This is a genomic window from Compostimonas suwonensis, from assembly GCF_002797855.1.
GTDB lineage: Bacteria > Actinomycetota > Actinomycetes > Actinomycetales > Microbacteriaceae > Compostimonas > Compostimonas suwonensis.
Window position 1 is genome coordinate 389,111 of sequence record NZ_PGFB01000002.1, and the last position, 14,781, is coordinate 403,891.

Annotated in this window: 14 protein-coding genes and 2 tRNA genes; 3 read left to right on the forward strand and 13 right to left on the reverse strand. The window is 68.9% G+C overall.

What is annotated here, in order from left to right:
* Window positions 1-7: 7 nt before the first annotated feature.
* Window positions 8-814 (reverse strand): methyltransferase domain-containing protein, encoded by an 807-nt coding sequence (locus tag CLV54_RS05635; RefSeq protein ID WP_100343964.1) that lies wholly within the window; start codon window positions 812-814, stop codon window positions 8-10.
* 24 nt (window positions 815-838) lie between these two features.
* On the opposite strand from CLV54_RS05635, the gene CLV54_RS05640 reads away from it, so the two are divergent.
* Window positions 839-2,878: a M3 family metallopeptidase gene (locus CLV54_RS05640; protein ID WP_100343965.1), complete on the forward strand. Its 2,040-nt coding sequence runs from the start codon at window positions 839-841 to the stop codon at window positions 2,876-2,878.
* Here CLV54_RS05640 and CLV54_RS05645 read toward each other — a convergent pair.
* The 6 genes from CLV54_RS05645 to CLV54_RS05670 form a co-directional block, all read right to left on the reverse strand.
* Entirely contained in the window at window positions 2,849-4,114 is a 1,266-nt protein-coding gene (locus tag CLV54_RS05645) for a benzoate/H(+) symporter BenE family transporter (RefSeq protein WP_100343966.1), read from the reverse strand. The genes CLV54_RS05640 and CLV54_RS05645 overlap by 30 nt on opposite strands.
* Complete coding sequence (gene clpX / locus CLV54_RS05650) at window positions 4,111-5,388, reverse strand: ATP-dependent Clp protease ATP-binding subunit ClpX (RefSeq protein ID WP_100343967.1); 1,278 nt, start codon at window positions 5,386-5,388, stop codon at window positions 4,111-4,113. The genes CLV54_RS05645 and clpX overlap by 4 nt, the downstream gene beginning before the upstream one ends.
* A gap of 114 nt (window positions 5,389-5,502) precedes the next feature.
* Window positions 5,503-6,171: an ATP-dependent Clp protease proteolytic subunit gene (locus tag CLV54_RS05655; protein ID WP_100343968.1), complete on the reverse strand. Its 669-nt coding sequence runs from the start codon at window positions 6,169-6,171 to the stop codon at window positions 5,503-5,505.
* A 31-nt stretch (window positions 6,172-6,202) separates the two neighbouring features.
* The gene (locus CLV54_RS05660) at window positions 6,203-6,790 is read right to left on the reverse strand and encodes an ATP-dependent Clp protease proteolytic subunit (protein WP_100343969.1); all 588 of its coding nucleotides are present in this window, start codon (window positions 6,788-6,790) and stop codon (window positions 6,203-6,205) included.
* A 217-nt stretch (window positions 6,791-7,007) separates the two neighbouring features.
* Window positions 7,008-8,423, reverse strand: a complete 1,416-nt coding sequence (gene tig / locus CLV54_RS05665) for a trigger factor (RefSeq protein ID WP_100343970.1) — start codon at window positions 8,421-8,423, stop codon at window positions 7,008-7,010.
* Window positions 8,424-8,471: 48 nt separating this feature from the next.
* Window positions 8,472-8,549 (reverse strand) — tRNA-Pro (locus CLV54_RS05670).
* A gap of 202 nt (window positions 8,550-8,751) precedes the next feature.
* Between CLV54_RS05670 and CLV54_RS05675 the strand changes: the two genes are divergently transcribed.
* Window positions 8,752-8,822: transfer RNA gene (locus CLV54_RS05675), tRNA-Gly, on the forward strand.
* A gap of 147 nt (window positions 8,823-8,969) precedes the next feature.
* Here the strand turns inward: CLV54_RS05675 and CLV54_RS05680 are convergent.
* From CLV54_RS05680 to CLV54_RS05700, 6 genes are read right to left on the reverse strand one after another with little or no spacing between them, the layout of a single operon-like run.
* On the reverse strand, window positions 8,970-9,860 hold the full coding sequence (locus CLV54_RS05680) for a prenyltransferase (RefSeq protein ID WP_100343971.1): 891 nt from the start codon (window positions 9,858-9,860) through the stop codon (window positions 8,970-8,972).
* Window positions 9,853-10,182 (reverse strand): lycopene cyclase domain-containing protein, encoded by a 330-nt coding sequence (locus CLV54_RS05685; protein ID WP_100343972.1) that lies wholly within the window; start codon window positions 10,180-10,182, stop codon window positions 9,853-9,855. Before CLV54_RS05685 ends, CLV54_RS05680 begins: the two co-directional genes overlap by 8 nt.
* Window positions 10,179-10,553: a lycopene cyclase domain-containing protein gene (locus CLV54_RS05690; RefSeq protein WP_100343973.1), complete on the reverse strand. Its 375-nt coding sequence runs from the start codon at window positions 10,551-10,553 to the stop codon at window positions 10,179-10,181. Before CLV54_RS05690 ends, CLV54_RS05685 begins: the two co-directional genes overlap by 4 nt.
* Complete coding sequence (crtI, locus tag CLV54_RS17405; RefSeq protein WP_157802822.1) at window positions 10,550-12,142, reverse strand: phytoene desaturase family protein; 1,593 nt, start codon at window positions 12,140-12,142, stop codon at window positions 10,550-10,552. The genes CLV54_RS05690 and crtI overlap by 4 nt, the downstream gene beginning before the upstream one ends.
* A complete protein-coding gene (locus CLV54_RS17410; RefSeq protein WP_157802823.1) occupies window positions 12,139-13,035 on the reverse strand; it encodes a phytoene/squalene synthase family protein in 897 nt (298 codons plus the stop codon). Before CLV54_RS17410 ends, crtI begins: the two co-directional genes overlap by 4 nt.
* The gene (locus tag CLV54_RS05700; protein ID WP_100343974.1) at window positions 13,032-14,075 is read right to left on the reverse strand and encodes a polyprenyl synthetase family protein; all 1,044 of its coding nucleotides are present in this window, start codon (window positions 14,073-14,075) and stop codon (window positions 13,032-13,034) included. The genes CLV54_RS17410 and CLV54_RS05700 overlap by 4 nt, the downstream gene beginning before the upstream one ends.
* A gap of 148 nt (window positions 14,076-14,223) precedes the next feature.
* Here CLV54_RS05700 and CLV54_RS05705 point away from each other — a divergent pair, with 148 nt between their 5' ends.
* The gene (locus CLV54_RS05705) at window positions 14,224-14,742 is read left to right on the forward strand and encodes a MarR family winged helix-turn-helix transcriptional regulator (protein ID WP_100343975.1); all 519 of its coding nucleotides are present in this window, start codon (window positions 14,224-14,226) and stop codon (window positions 14,740-14,742) included.
* Window positions 14,743-14,781: the final 39 nt, after the last annotated feature.

Here is a 14,781-nt window from a genome sequence, read left to right on the forward strand (position 1 = left end):
GTGCGTGTTACTTGACGGCGATGATCTCGCCGTGGGGCATGAGGAAGGTGCCGTTCGCGGCGGCGACCCATTCGAGCCATCCCGCCGACATAGTCCTCAGGTCGTCGAGGGTCGCGAGCCCCAGCTCGATCGAGCGCGGCGCGAAATCGGATTCGAGCACGCGCTCGGCCCAGGAGCCGCCCCACCACTCGCGCTCGGCGTCGGAGGCGAAGGACCAGATCGACGCGCTGCTCTCCACGCTCGAGAAGCCGGCGTCGAGCGCCCACGACTTGATCATGCGACCCGCGCGCGGGTCGCCGCCGTTCGCGCGGTGCACCTCCAACAGGGTGTCCTGCCAGCGGTCGAGCGCGTCGATCTGCGGATACCAGATGGTTCCGGCGTAGTCGACGTCGCGGGCGGCGACGATGCCGCCCGGCTTGACGACGCGTCGCATCTCCTTCAGAACGGCGACCGGGTCGGCGACGTGCTGCAGCACCTGGTGGGCGTGCACGACGTCGAAGGTGTCGTCTTCGATGTCGAGGGCGTAGGCGTTGCCCGTCTGGAACGTGACGTTGTCGACGCCGGCCGACTCGGCGAAGGCCCGGGCCTGTTCGACGATGTCGTCGGAGGAGTCGACGCCGACGACCCTGCCGGGCGAGACGTACGAGGCGAGTGAGACCGAGAGGGTTCCCGGTCCGCTTCCCACGTCGAGCACGTCCTGCCCCGATCGCAGGCGGGGGGCGAGATACGCCGCCGAATTCTCGACGGTGCGCCAGCTGTGAGAGCGCAGGACGCTCTCGTGGTGACCGTGCGTGTAACGTTCCTGAATTGCCATACTCTCAACAATAAGGTGGTCTTTATGCCCTCCGAGACCAACCCTTTGCTCGAACCCAGCACGCTCCCCTACCAGCTGCCGCCGTTCGCTCTCATCGACGACGAGCACTATCTTCCGGCCTTCGAAGCGGGCCTCGCCGAGCAGCGTGCGCAGATCGCGGACATCCTCGCGAGCGACGACGAGCCGAGTTTCGCGAACACGATGATCGCCCTCGAGAGCAGCGGTCAGGCCCTCCGGAGGGTCGCCGCGGTCTTCTTCAACAGAAGTTCATCCGATAGCTCGGAGTTCGTCACCGATCTGGAGGAGAGGCTCGCGCCGATCCTCTCCGCGCACGACGACGCCATCCGTCTCGACCCCGCGCTGTACGCGCGTATCTCCGCACTGCACGAGCGCCGTCACGATCTGGGACTCGACCCGCAGAGCGTGTACCTCATCGAGCGGTACTACATCGAGTTCACGCTCGCAGGAGCCCAGCTCGGCGACGCCGACAAGGCCGCCCTCGGCAGCCTCAACCAACAGCTCTCCGCCCTCACGACGCGTTTCGAGAAGAACCTGCTCGCCGACACGAACGAGCTCGCGGTCGTCGTGACGGATGCCGCGGAGCTCGACGGCCTCGACGCGGGCGAGATCGCGGCGGCCGAGGCCGCCGCAGCCGAGCGCGGCCTCGACGCCGGCTATCTGCTCACCCTCGTGCTGCCGACCGGACACCCCGCTCTCGCCGCCCTCACCGACCGCGCCCTGCGCGAGCGCCTGATGCGCGCCTCGAGGTCGCGCGGCATCCGGGGCAACGAGTTCGACACGACGGCGCTCGTGCTCGAGATCGTGCGCCTGCGGGCGCGACGGGCCCGCCTGCTCGGCTTCCCCGACCACGCCTCGACGGTCACCGCCGGTCAGACGGCCCGCACACCGGAGGCGGTCGCGGCGATGCTCGAGGGGCTGGCCCCGGCGGCGGCAGGCAACGCGCGTGCCGAGCTGGCGCAGCTCGAGGCCGCGGCCGGGGCATCCGTCGAGAGCTGGGACTGGGCCTTCTACGGCGAACGGGTGCGGCGCGAGCGCTACGACGTCGACACCGCCGAGATGCGACCCTACTTCGAGCTCGAGCGGGTGCTGCACGACGGGGTGTTCTTCGCTGCGAGCCGCCTCTACGGACTGCGCTTCGAGGAGCGGCACGACCTCACCGCCTATCACCCCGACGCACGCGTCTTCGAGGTCTTCGACGACGACGACTCGCCGCTCGGCCTCTATCTCGGCGACTACTTCACGCGCGACTCGAAGCGCGGCGGCGCCTGGATGAACGCACTCGTCTCCGGCTCGAGCCTGCTCGGCACCCCGACGGTCGTCGTCAACAACCTCAACGTGCCGAAACCCGCCGCGGGCGAGCCCGCGCTGCTCACCTTCGACGAGGTGACGACGCTCTTCCACGAGTTCGGACACGCCCTGCACGGCCTCTTCGGTCAGACGGTGTACCCGAGGTTCTCGGGCACGAACGTGTTCCGCGACTTCGTCGAGTTCCCGAGCCAGGTCAACGAGATGTGGATGCTCTGGCCCGAGGTGCTCGAGAACTACGCCGTGCACCACGAGACGGGCGAGCGGATGCCGCGCGAGCTCGTCGAGCGGGTCACCGCATCGGCGACCTTCAACCAGGGTTTCGCGACGAGCGAGTACCTCGCGGCCGCACTGCTCGACCAGGCCTGGCACCGCCTCGACGTCGAGGCGGCCGACGCGGTGACGGATGTCGCGGCCTTCGAAGCCCAGGCGCTCGCCCGGGTCGGCCTCGACCTCCCCGCCGTTCCCCCACGCTATTCGAGCAGCTACTTCGCGCACACCTTCTCGGGCGGCTACGACGCGGGCTACTACTCCTACATCTGGAGCGAGGTGCTCGACGCCGACACGGTCGAATGGTTCCGCGAGAACGGCGGGCTCACCCGAGCGAACGGAGATCGCTTCCGCGAGATCGTGCTGGGCGTCGGCGGCAGCACGGATCCGCTCGAGGCCTATCGGCGCTTCCGCGGGCGGGATGCCGCGATCGAGCCCCTACTCGTCCGGCGCGGCCTCGACGTCTGAGCCCGGCGAGCCCGGGGCGCCCGAGCCGCGCGGAGGCGAGCCCGGGGTCTCCGGCTTCTGCGACGCGCCTCGGCGCCAGCCGAGCCAGGCCATGACGATCCCGCCGACGAGCAGGCCCCAGAACGCCGAGCCGATGCCCACGATCGTGACACCCGATGCCGTGACCAGGAAGGTCACGATCGCGGTGATGCGGTGGCTGGGCTCCTCGAGCGCGGAGGTGACCGCCGTCACGAGGGCTCCGAGCAGGGCGAGGCCGGCGACGGCCGTGATGAGGATGGGCGGCGACGCGGCCACGAGAGCGGTAGCGACACCGGCGCCCAGCCCGAGCAGGATGTAGAGGAAGCCTGCGGTGAACGAGGCCACCCAGCGCTTCTCGCGCAGCGGATGCGAGTCGGGCCCCGCCATGATCGCCGCGGTGATCGCGGCCAGGTTCACGGAGTGCCCGCCGAAGAACGCCGCGCCGACGGAGGCGATGCCCGAGCCGACCAGGGCCGGTCGCGGCGCCAGACGATAGCCGAAGGTCGACATGACGGCGAAGCCGGGAACGTTCTGCCCGGCCATCGTCACGATGAACAACGGCAGCCCGAGGCTCACGATCGCGAGCGGGTCGAAGACGGGCGCGGTCGCCACGAGCTGCGGTGCGATCTGCGCCGTCTGCAGCCACTCGGTGCCTGCTGACAACGCGATGCCGACCGCCGCGACGAGCATCGCCGCCGGCACCGCCCAGCGCGGAGCGAGCCGGAACAGGACGAGCCAGGTGAGCACGACCGGTATGGCCAGCAGCGGCTGCTCGACGGAGGCCGTCACGGGCGCGATGCAGATGGGGAACAGGATCCCGGCGAGCATCGCGCTCGCGATGGGGCGCGGGATGCGGGTGATCGCCCGGCCGAGGGCCGGCCAGAAGCCGCAGAGCACAACGAGCGCGCCCGAGACCAGGAACGCGCCCACAGCCGTGGAGAACGGCATCCCCGCCCCGCCGGCGGCGATGAGCAGGGCGGCACCCGGCGTCGACCAGGCGAAGGAGATCGGAACCCGCAGGATCCAGGCGAGCACGATCGAGCTGAGACCGACCGCCAGGCACAGGGCGAGAAGTCCCGAGGACGCCTGCGCGTCATCCGCTCCGACGGCGTGCAGCCCCGCTATGACGAGCGCGAACGAGCTCGCGAAACCGGTGATGGCCGCGATGATGCCGGCGAAGACCGGCTGGGCGACTCCGGGCGGCCTGGCCTCGCTCAGGCGGACTTCTCTTGGCGGCGGGGCTTGTGCTCGACGATCGTCGGGGCCGCGTTCTCGAGCACGGAGGCACGGGTCACGACGACACGGGCCACCTCCTCGCTCGACGGCACCTCGAACATGATCGGGCCGAGAACCTCTTCCATGATCGCGCGCAGACCACGGGCACCCGTTTTTCGCAGCACGGCGAGATCGGCGATCGCCTCGAGGGCGCTCGGCTCGAAGTCGAGCTCGACGCCGTCGATCTCGAACATACGCTGATACTGGCGCACGAGCGCGTTCTTCGGCACCGTCAGGATCTGCATGAGCGCCGACTGGTCGAGGGGCGTCACCGTGGTCACGACCGGCAGGCGGCCGATGAACTCGGGGATGAGCCCGAACTTGTGCAGGTCTTCGGGCAGCACCTCGCTGAAGAGGTTCACGTCGTCGCCCTTGCTGTGCAGCGGGGCGCCGAAGCCGATGCCCTTCTTGCCCGCGCGCGAGGAGATGATGTCTTCGAGACCGGCGAACGCACCGGCCACGATGAACAGCACGTTCGTCGTGTCGATCTGGATGAACTCCTGATGCGGGTGCTTGCGGCCGCCCTGCGGCGGCACGGAGGCGACGGTGCCCTCGAGGATCTTCAGGAGCGCCTGCTGCACGCCCTCGCCCGAGACGTCGCGCGTGATCGACGGGTTCTCGGCCTTGCGGGCGATCTTGTCGACCTCGTCGATGTAGATGATGCCCGTCTCGGCGCGCTTGACGTCGTAGTCTGCGGCCTGGATGAGCTTGAGCAGGATGTTCTCGACGTCTTCGCCGACGTAGCCCGCCTCGGTGAGGGCCGTGGCGTCCGCCACCGCGAAGGGCACGTTGAGGCGCTTGGCGAGCGTCTGGGCGAGATAGGTCTTGCCGCAGCCGGTCGGGCCGATGAGCAGGATGTTGCTCTTGGCGATCTCGACGTCGTCCATCAGCGCATCGGCCGAGGTGATCGTCGCACGGGCGCGGACACGCTTGTAGTGGTTGTAGACGGCGACGGCCAGGGCGCGCTTTGCGGCATCCTGACCGATCACGTACTCCTCGAGGAAGTTGAAGATCTCTTTCGGCTTCGGGAGCTCGAACTCCGAGCTCGTCTCCTCACCGGCCTCGGCGAGACGCTCCTCGATGATCTCGTTGCACAACTCGACGCATTCGTCGCAGATGTACACGCCGGGACCGGCGATCAGCTGCTGAACCTGCTTCTGGCTCTTGCCGCAGAAGGAACATTTGAGTAGATCGGCGCTTTCACCAATACGTGCCATGCGTCACCATCCTCCGTCGATGCTGTGTTCTTCGAGCCTAGCCTGAACAAACGACAACGCGCCGCACCGCAGTCACACTGCGATACGGCGCGTCACCATAGAGCGTCGATGCCGTTACTTGACGAGCGCCGGGAGGTTCTTGCGCGAGGTGAGCACCTGGTCGATGAGACCGTACTCGAGCGCCTCGTCGGCGCTCAGGATCTTATCGCGGTCGATGTCGCGGTTGACCTGCTCGACGCTCCGGTTGGAGTGCTTCGAGAGGGTCTCCTCGAGCCACAGGCGCAGACGGTTGATCTCGTTCGCCTGGATCTCGATGTCGGACGCCTGGCCACGGCCGGCCTCGCCGACGGCGGGCTGGTGGATGAGCACCCGGGCGTTCGGCAGTGCGAGGCGCTTGCCGGGGGTTCCGGCGGCGAGCAGCACGGCGGCGGCCGAGGCGGCCTGGCCGAGCACGACCGTCTGGATCTCCGGGCGGATGTACTGCATCGTGTCGTAGATCGCCGTCATGGCCGTGAACGAGCCGCCGGGCGAGTTGATGTACATCACGATGTCGCGATCGGGGTCCTGGCTCTCGAGCACGAGCAGCTGGGCCATGACGTCGTCGGCGGACGCGTCATCCACCTGCACGCCCAGGAAGATGATGCGGTCTTCGAAGAGCTTCGCGTACGGGTCCTGGCGTTTGAAGCCGTAGGCCGTGCGCTCTTCGAAGCTGGGCAGGATGTAACGGGATGAGGGGGCCGCCTGGCCGGTGAAGGCCGTGCCACCGAAGGTGGGGAGTTCCATGTTCGTTCTGTTCCTATTCGTCTCGGTGGCCTTATTCGACAGCGGTTCCGCCGCCGCCGGTGACGTCGCTCGCCGACTCGCGGATGTGGTCGACGAAGCCGTACTCCAGCGCCTCTTCGGCGTTGAACCAGCGGTCGCGGTCGCCGTCGAGGTTGATCTGCTCGACGCTCTTGCCGGTCTGCTCCGCGGTGATCTCGGCGAGGCGCTTCTTCATGTCGAGGATGAGCGCCGCCTGGGTCTGGATGTCGGAGGCCGTGCCGCCGAAGCCGCCGTGCGGCTGGTGCAGCAGCACCCGCGCGTTCGGCGTGATGTAGCGCTTGCCCTTGGTGCCAGCGGTGAGCAGCAGCTGGCCCATCGAGGCCGCCATGCCGATGCCGACGGTCACGATGTCGTTGGGCACGAACTGCATCGTGTCGTAGATGGCCATGCCCGCGGTGATCGAGCCGCCGGGAGAGTTGATGTAGAGGAAGATGTCGCGCTTCGAGTCCTCGGCCGCGAGGAGGAGGATCTTCGCGGCGATCTCGTTGGCGTTGTCGTCGCGCACCTCCGACCCGAGCCAGATGATGCGGTCTTTGAGCAGTCGGTCAAAGACACCGGGGACGAATGCCTGTTCGGCCATGTTGCGCTCCGTTTCAGTTGTCGCTTCGAGAAAGAATCTATAGGAGGTAACGCAGCCCGTCGGCCATGTTCGCCGTGGGCAGAGCCGCGCAGGTCGCGCGGGCTCCCGAGGCCTCCGTCCGCCCCGTGATTCTCGGTGTCGTCGTTGACGCCCGTGCTGTGGTTAAACGCCGACGAGGCCGGGGTTCGTGAACCACCGGCCTCGTCGTGCGCACGTGCTACTTCTTCTTGGACGCCTTCTTCGGCTTCGCCTCGGCCTCGTGGTCGTGACCGGCGTGGTCGTGTCCGTCGTGGCTGTGGTCGTGATCGGCATGGTCGTCGGACGCCGCGGAGACCGTGACATCGTCGCTGTCGTCTTCGGGCACCGCCGTGAACTCGCCGAGGTCGACGGGCTTGCCGTCGGAGTCGACGACCTTCACCTTGCCGAGGATGATCGCGAGCACCTTGTTGCGGGCGACCTCTCCGACCATCGACGGGATCTGGCCGTTCTCGCTGATGATCTTGACGAACTCGTTGGGCTCCATGCCGTACTGCGCGGCGCCCTGGATGAGGTACTGGGTCAGCTCGTCCTGGCTGACCTTGACGCCCTGGGCCTCGGCAGCGGCATCCAGCAGGATCTGCGTGCGGAAGGTCTTCTCGCTCGACTCGGCGACCTCGGCGCGGTGCACGTCGTCTTCGAGGCGGTTCTCCTGCTCGAGGTGACGGTGCACCTCGTCTTCGACGAGCTTCGGCGGAACCGGGATCTCGACGAGCTCGGTGAGCTTCTCGACGAGCAGGTCGCGCGCCTGCGCCCCCTGACCGAAGGTCTTCGAGCGGGAGACCTGCTCCTTGAGGCTCTCCTTCAGCTCGTCGATGGTGTCGAACTCGCTGGAGATCTGCGCGAAGTCGTCGTCGGCCTCGGGAAGCTCGCGCTCCTTGACGGCCGTGACCGTCACGGTGATCTCGGCGCTCTCGCCCGCGTTGTCGCCACCGACGAGGTTCGACGCGAAGGTCGTAGTCTCGCCGGCGGTGAGCGAGTCGAGCGCCTCGTCGATGCCCTCGATGAGGTCGCCGGAGCCGAGCTCGTAGGAGATGTTGTTGGCCGTGTCGACCTCGACGCCGTCGATCGTGGCCGTGAGGTCGATCTGCACGAAGTCGCCCTTCGCCGCCGGGCGGTCGACGGTCACGAGCGTGCCGAAACGGCTGCGGAGGGTCTCGAGCTCGCTCTCGACCTCGGCATCGGTGATCTCGACCGAGTCGACCGTGAGCTCGATGCTGTCGAAGTCGGGCAGGGTCACATCGGGTCGCACGTCGACCTCGATGGTGAGCAGCAGATCGCCCGAGAAGTCCTTCTCCGACGGCCACTCGGTGATGTCGGCGTCGGGGCGGCCGAGCGGTCGCACCTCGTTCTCGTCGACGGCGAGGCGGTAGAAGCGGTCGAGACCCTCGTTGACAGCGTGCTCGAGCACGCCTGCGCGCCCGACCCTCTGGTCGATGATCGCGGGCGGCACCTTGCCTTTACGGAAGCCGGGGATGTTGACCTGTTCGGCGATGTGTCCGTAGGCGTGGTCAATGCTGGGGCGGAGCTCCTCAGGCGTCACCGAGATGGTGAGCTTTGCGCGAGTGGGGCTCAGCTTTTCGACCGTGGTCTTCACGTGGGAACTCTCCTGTTTTCGAAAGATTGCTGGGAGTTGGGACTGGCATGGTCGGGGCGACAGGATTCGAACCTGCGACCTCCCGCTCCCAAAGCGGGCGCTCTAGCCAAGCTGAGCTACGCCCCGAGTCATAACCTCAACTCACGGCCGGATCGCCCGACCGGTGCACGCTAGTGCTCGGCAGGAAAATGGCCTCCGCAAGTCTACTGCACACAGCTCCGAGGCGGATGCCGCGATCCCGCCGCCCTCTCCGACACGGCCTGCCCGCACGTTCGAGAGCCCATCGAACCTGTACTACGATGTTCGAGTGCCTGGGCGACCAGGCTCCGGGGATGTAGCTCAATGGTAGAGCCTCAGTCTTCCAAACTGATCACGCGGGTTCGATTCCCGTCATCCCCTCCGGTTTCGCCCCGGAATCCCGGGCCTGCTCGACAGCTGTGTGCGGCGTGCCCGACGCCTCACGCGAGTCGCGCCACATCGTTCCACAAGGCCCTCTCAGCGACGGTCTGGCGCGACTCGCTAGCCCTGCGGGCGACAGCGCGCTGCTCAGCGGATCGTCACCCACAGGATGAGGAGCATGGTCACGACGAAACCGCACAGGTAGTTGAGCCACAGGAAACCGCGCCAGCCGGCGTTCGCCATGTGCGCGCGCTCGTCGGACACCGCGCGCCACGGCCAGGCCGCTCCGATGTAGGGCAGGGCGAGCACGGCGGCCAGCGGCCCCGGCCAGGCGGTCAGGAGCATGAACAGCCCGGCGGCGGCCCACAATCCGATCGCGAGGCGCACGGTCGCCGCGGCGCCGAGGGCCGTGGCGATCGAGGCGATCCCCGCCTCGCGGTCCGGCACGACATCCTGCACGGCGCCGAAGGCATGGCTCGCCATGCCCCACAGGAAGAAGGCCGCGAGCAAGGCGACGAGGGCCGGCGTGAACGCGGCCCCGGCGCACACGAGCCCGAACACGGCCGGGCTCACGAAGTGGGTGCTGGAGGTCGCGGAGTCGAGCAACGGCCGCTCCTTGAAGCGCAGCCGGGGAACCGAGTAGGCGACGACCGCGAAGAGGCTCACCGCGAGCACCGGCAGCGACCACGGATGCCCCGGCCCCGCGAGCAGTGCGAGGGCCACGACGAACGGCACGGCGGTCAGGATGCCGGCCGCTGCCGTCGCCCGATGCAGGCGGGGGTCGAGCAGGGCCCCCTCGGCACCGCCCTTGCGCGGATTGCGCAGATCGGACTCGTAGTCGAACACGTCGTTGATGCCGTACATGAGCAGGTTGTAGGGCACGAGGAAGAAGATCGTGCCCACGACGAGCACCGCGTCGACACGCCCCGTCGACGCGAGGTAGGCGGCGGCGAAGGGGAAGGCCGTGTTGATCCAGCTGAGCGGTCGCGAGGAGAGCACCACCTGCCCCACGTCACGCGCGAGCGAGGTCTCAGTCATCGTGCGCCGTCACCCCGGAGTCGTGCGGCCGCCGCCCGAGCAGCACCCACAACGAGGGAAGCAGCACGACAGCCGCGACCGGGTAGGCGAAGTCCTCGATCGGGGCCAGGCCGATCAGAGTGCCGAGGATGTGCTCGGGGGCGTAGTCCACGAGACCGACCGCGATCATGACGGTGTCGAAGCCCGCCGTGAGCACGAGCAGGATGGCGAGCGCGATCCCGGCGGCGGGCAGCATCCGTCGAGTCGCACGACGACGCCAGGCGAACGCGCCCACGACGACCGTCACGGCGAGGAAGGCGACATCGAGCAGGAGATAGCTCATACGCTCGGCCCTCGTGCGCCCTCGCGGTCGGCTCGCGCCCTCCGCGCCCTCCCCCTCGCCCGCCGCTCGAGCACCAGGCCGGCGCCCTGCACGAGGTTCATGGTCAGGTAGCAGAGGAAGGCGAGGAAGAAGAGCTCTTCGAGAGGCAGCTCGGGTGCGAGCTGGATGCCCGTCATAAAGGCCGTCTCGCCCCGGCGGAAGATCCCCAGACCGATGCCGAACAGGTCCCAGACGAGGAAGAAGGCCGTACCCGCCCCGAGCACGATGCCCGCCCGACGAGGATGCCGCCAGAAGAACAGCCGGAACCGCCGGTCGAGAACCGCCATCGCGCCCAGGCCGAGCGCGAGCGCCGCGAGGTAGAGCACGCTCACAACGGCTCCGCGAGGGGGCCGGTGCTCGTGTCCCCGCGTAGGCGCTTGACGAGGATCTCGGCGCTGATGAGGCACATGGGCAGTCCGATTCCCGGGATGGTGGTGCCGCCCGCGTAGTAGAGCCCCGGCATCCGTGCGGAGGCGTTCGAGCCGCGCAGGAAGGCGCTCTGCCGGAGGGTGTGCGCAGGGCCCAGGGCGCTCCCCTTCCAGGAGCCGAACTCCTCGGCGAAGTCGCGCGGCCCCACGGTGCGGCGCAGCACGATGCGCTCCGCCAGCCCGGGGATGCCCGCCCACTCGGCGAGCAGGGCGATCGCCGAGTCCGCGGCGGCCTCCACCTGCGGCGAACCCGTGCCGCCGACGCCTCCGGAGCCGATGGAGGTGTCTGCGGGCACCGGCACGAGCAGGAAGAGGTTCGAGAAGCCCTCGGGCGCGACCGCGGGATCCGAGGCGCTCGGCATGCACACGTAGAACGAGGCCGGCGAGGGAACCGAGGGATGCCGGCCGAAGATGAGGTCGAAGTTGCCCTTCCAATCGCGTGTGAAGAAGAGGCTGTGGTGCAGCAGGGCAGGCAGCTCGCCACGGACTCCGAGCATCACGAGCACGGCCCCGGGGCCTGCCGTGCGCCGTCGCCACCACGACTCGGGGTAGCTGCGCAGCCCCTCGGGCACGAGCTGCGTCTCGGTGTGGTGCAGGTCGGCTGCGGAGACGACCCTCGCAGCGGCGAGCTCGGTGAGCTCGCCGCAGGGCCCGCGATAGGCCACACCCGTCACGGCGTCCGGTCCCCCGCGGATCGCCGTGACGCGAGCGGCGGTCACGATCTTCACGCCTTCGCGCCTCGCCAGCGCCTCGATGCTCTCGATGACCGCGCCGAAGCCGCCCATCGGGTAGAGCACGCCGTCGGCGAGATCGAGATGGCTCATGAGGTGATACATCGAGGGTGCGCGATCCGGCGATGATCCGAGGAACACGGCCGGGTAGCCGAGGATCTGCCGCAGGCGCGGGTCGCGCACGAAGCCCGCCGCGAAGCTGCCGAGCGGCTGTACCAGCAGCCGGAGGAGACGCGCGAGCCTGGTCACGGTGTCGCGTCCGGCGAGCGGGCGCAGGGACTCGAAGCTCGTGTAGAGGAAGCGGCTCAGGGCCATCCGGTACGTCTCGTCGGCTGAGGAGAGATAGCGGCGCAGGGCATCGCCCGCGCCCGGTTCGATCCCCTCGAAGACGCGGATGTTTGCCTCCCGCTCCCCCGCGATGTCGACCGGCTCCTCGTGCCCCTCGAAGTAGACCCGGTAGCCGGGGTCGAGGCGCACGAGCTCGAGCTGCTGCGCCGCGCTCGTGCCCAGCAGCCGGAAGAAGTGCTCGAAGACCTCGGGCATGAGGTACCACGAGGGCCCCGTGTCGAAACGGAAGCCCTGCGCCTCCCATCGGCCCGCCCGCCCTCCGAGCTCGTCTCGCGCCTCCAGGAGGACCACCTCGTGCCCGTCGCGCGCGAGGAGCGCCGCGCTCGCGAGGCCCGCTATGCCGCCTCCGATCACGATCGTGCGACCGGGGCGAGACCCTGTGAACGACGGTTCCGCGGATGCCGGCGCGCTCATCGGGCGCGCACTCCCCCGCCGAGCGCGGCCCCCACCACGAGCCCCAGCTTCTGCACGGCCGGCACCCGCACACGCTGGGCGAGCAGCTCCTGCGCGGGAGTCGTGCGCAACCGGGAGGAGAGCCGGGCGAAGAGGGCGTAAGCGGCCGTGACGGCGGCACGGCACCCACGGGGCAGGAGCGGAAGGGCGCGGGCGGCGGCATCCAGGTCGGCGTCGATGTCGTCGAGGATGCCGCGCTTGTCGGCCTCGCTCAGGTGCGCCGGGTCGAGGCCGGGGAAGTAGTTGCGGCCGAGATCGAGGGTGTCGGCGGCCAGATCGCGCAGGAAGTTGACCTTCTGGAAGGCGGCGCCGAGCCGTTCGGCGCCCTCCTCGAGAACAGCCGCGTCGTGAGCCGAGCGCGTCGAGGAGTCGCACAGAAACGCTCGCAGGCACATGAGGCCCACGACCTCGGCCGAGCCGTGGATGTACTCGGCGATGCTCGCCGGAGTGAACGGCGCGTGGTCGAGATCCCTGCGCATCGCCGCGAAGAACGGCGCTGTGAGAGATGCGCCGATGCCCGTCTCCCGTGCGGTCACGGCGAAGGCGTGTACAACGAGATTGGTGCTGTAGCCGCAGCTCATGGCGTGCAGGGTCTCCTCCTCGAGCGTGTCGAGCAGCCGTCGCTGCGTCGCCGCGTCGACGCCGGCGCCCTCCGCGGCGCCGTCGACGATCTCGTCGGCGATGCGCACGAGGGCGTAGATCGTACGCACCCGCCCGCGCGTGCGCGAGTCGAGAAGCCGAGCCGCGAGCCCGAACGAGGTCGAGTACTGGCCGATGATCATCGACGAGCTCGCCTGCGCAGCCCTGTTGTACAGTCCGATGTCGGCGAGCGGGCCGGCGGCGCGGGCGCTCATCGGACCCGCCTGACCGCCGACTCGGCGAGGTCGCAGAGATGCCCGCGCAGTTGCTCGGGAACCGCCGGGGTGAGCTCGCGCATCGCCTGCTCCGCGTAGTCACGGGCGAGATCCTCCGTCGCTGCGGCCGCACCGCAGGAGAGCAGCAGCACCCGCGCCCGGTGCACGTCGTGCTCGTCGAGCTCGCCCGTGCCGACGAGCGGTGCCAGCTGCGGCCACACGCCCGTGTCCTGTGCGTAGGCCAGGAGAGTCGTGCGCTTGCCCTCTCGCAGGTCGGAGAGCACGTCTTTGCCGGTCACACGAGGATCTCCGAAGACGCCGAGCAGGTCGTCGACGAGCTGGAAGGCCACGCCGACGCGCCGCGCATACCGGCCGAGCGCGTCGATCGCGTCGGCTCCGGCACCCGCGAGGAGCGCGCCCGCCTGCAGCGGCGCCTCGAAGGAGTAGACGGCCGTCTTGCGCTCGAGAGTCGAGAGCACCCCGGGCAGCCCCATCGGCTCCCCTCCGACCGTGTTGGTGACGTCGTCGAGCTCACCCGCTGCCGAGACGAACACCGAGCGGCCGAGGAGATCGAGCAGAGCGCCCCTCACTCCGGCCTCCACCGGAAGCCTCGCGATCAGCTGGTGCGCCTCGCTCAGCGCGAGATCGCCCGCGAGCACGGCGGCGGTCGTCGCCCATGATTCGGCCTGGCGCTCGCTTCCGCCGGAGCGCTCGGCGCGGTCCCGGAAGACGCCCGCGACGTTCGGGCCGCCGCGCCTCGTGAGATCGGAGTCGATGAGATCGTCGTGGATGAGGAAGGCCGTGTGCAGGAGCTCGAAGCTCACGGCGACGGAGGTCGCGGCATCCTGCTGCAGACCTCCGAAGCCCTCATGGCTCGCAAGCACGAGGGCCGGCCGCACGCGCTTGCCACCCGAGCTCATGTGCTCGAGGGCGTCCCACAGCGCCACGTAGTGCGGGCCGTAGTCGGTGGCTCGCAAGCGGGCGGCGGCGAAATAGCGCTGCAGCTCGATCTCGACAGAGAGCACGGCGGTGTCGATCATCGAATGCCCGCTTCCCGGAGTGCGCACGACGGGAGGGCCGCGGAGAACACGGTGCCGACGGTTCGTGGTTCGCCGAGCTCCGGCATATGCGATTCCTCTCGTGGAATATAGCTAACTTGGTTAGCTATTATCACGCTAGCATCAGCACATGGCGGATGTCGACAACAGCGCGGGCCCGGAAGGCAGGTACTGGTACGACGACGACACGGCCACGGGTCGCGCCGTCGAGGTCTTGCAGGCCTTGCGGCGCTTCCACCAGGCCGATACGACCATGCGCCAACAGCTCTCGACCGACATGGACATGAACGAGACCGACCTGCGCGCCCTGCGCGAGCTCATCGCCGCGGAGGCCGTGGGTCGTTCGGTGAGCCCGAAAGACCTCACCCGCGCGATCGGCATCAGCTCGGCGGCCACGGCGAAGCTGCTCGCACGACTCGTCGGCTCCGGGCACATCCGGCGCGAGCCCAGTCCTCGCGACCGCCGGGCGCAGCTGCTCTTCGCGACACCGGCCGCGCACCAGGAGGTGCGCACGACGCTCAGCGCCATGCACACGCGTATGCTCGCCGCCGCCGCTCGCCTCGACGCCCATGAGCAGGCGTCCGTCATCGCATTCCTCGACGATCTGAGCGAGGCCGTGAGCATCGAGCGGGAGCCCTCCCCGAGCTGAGCACGCGACCCCCTGCACACCCCGGCCGCTGCGACACGA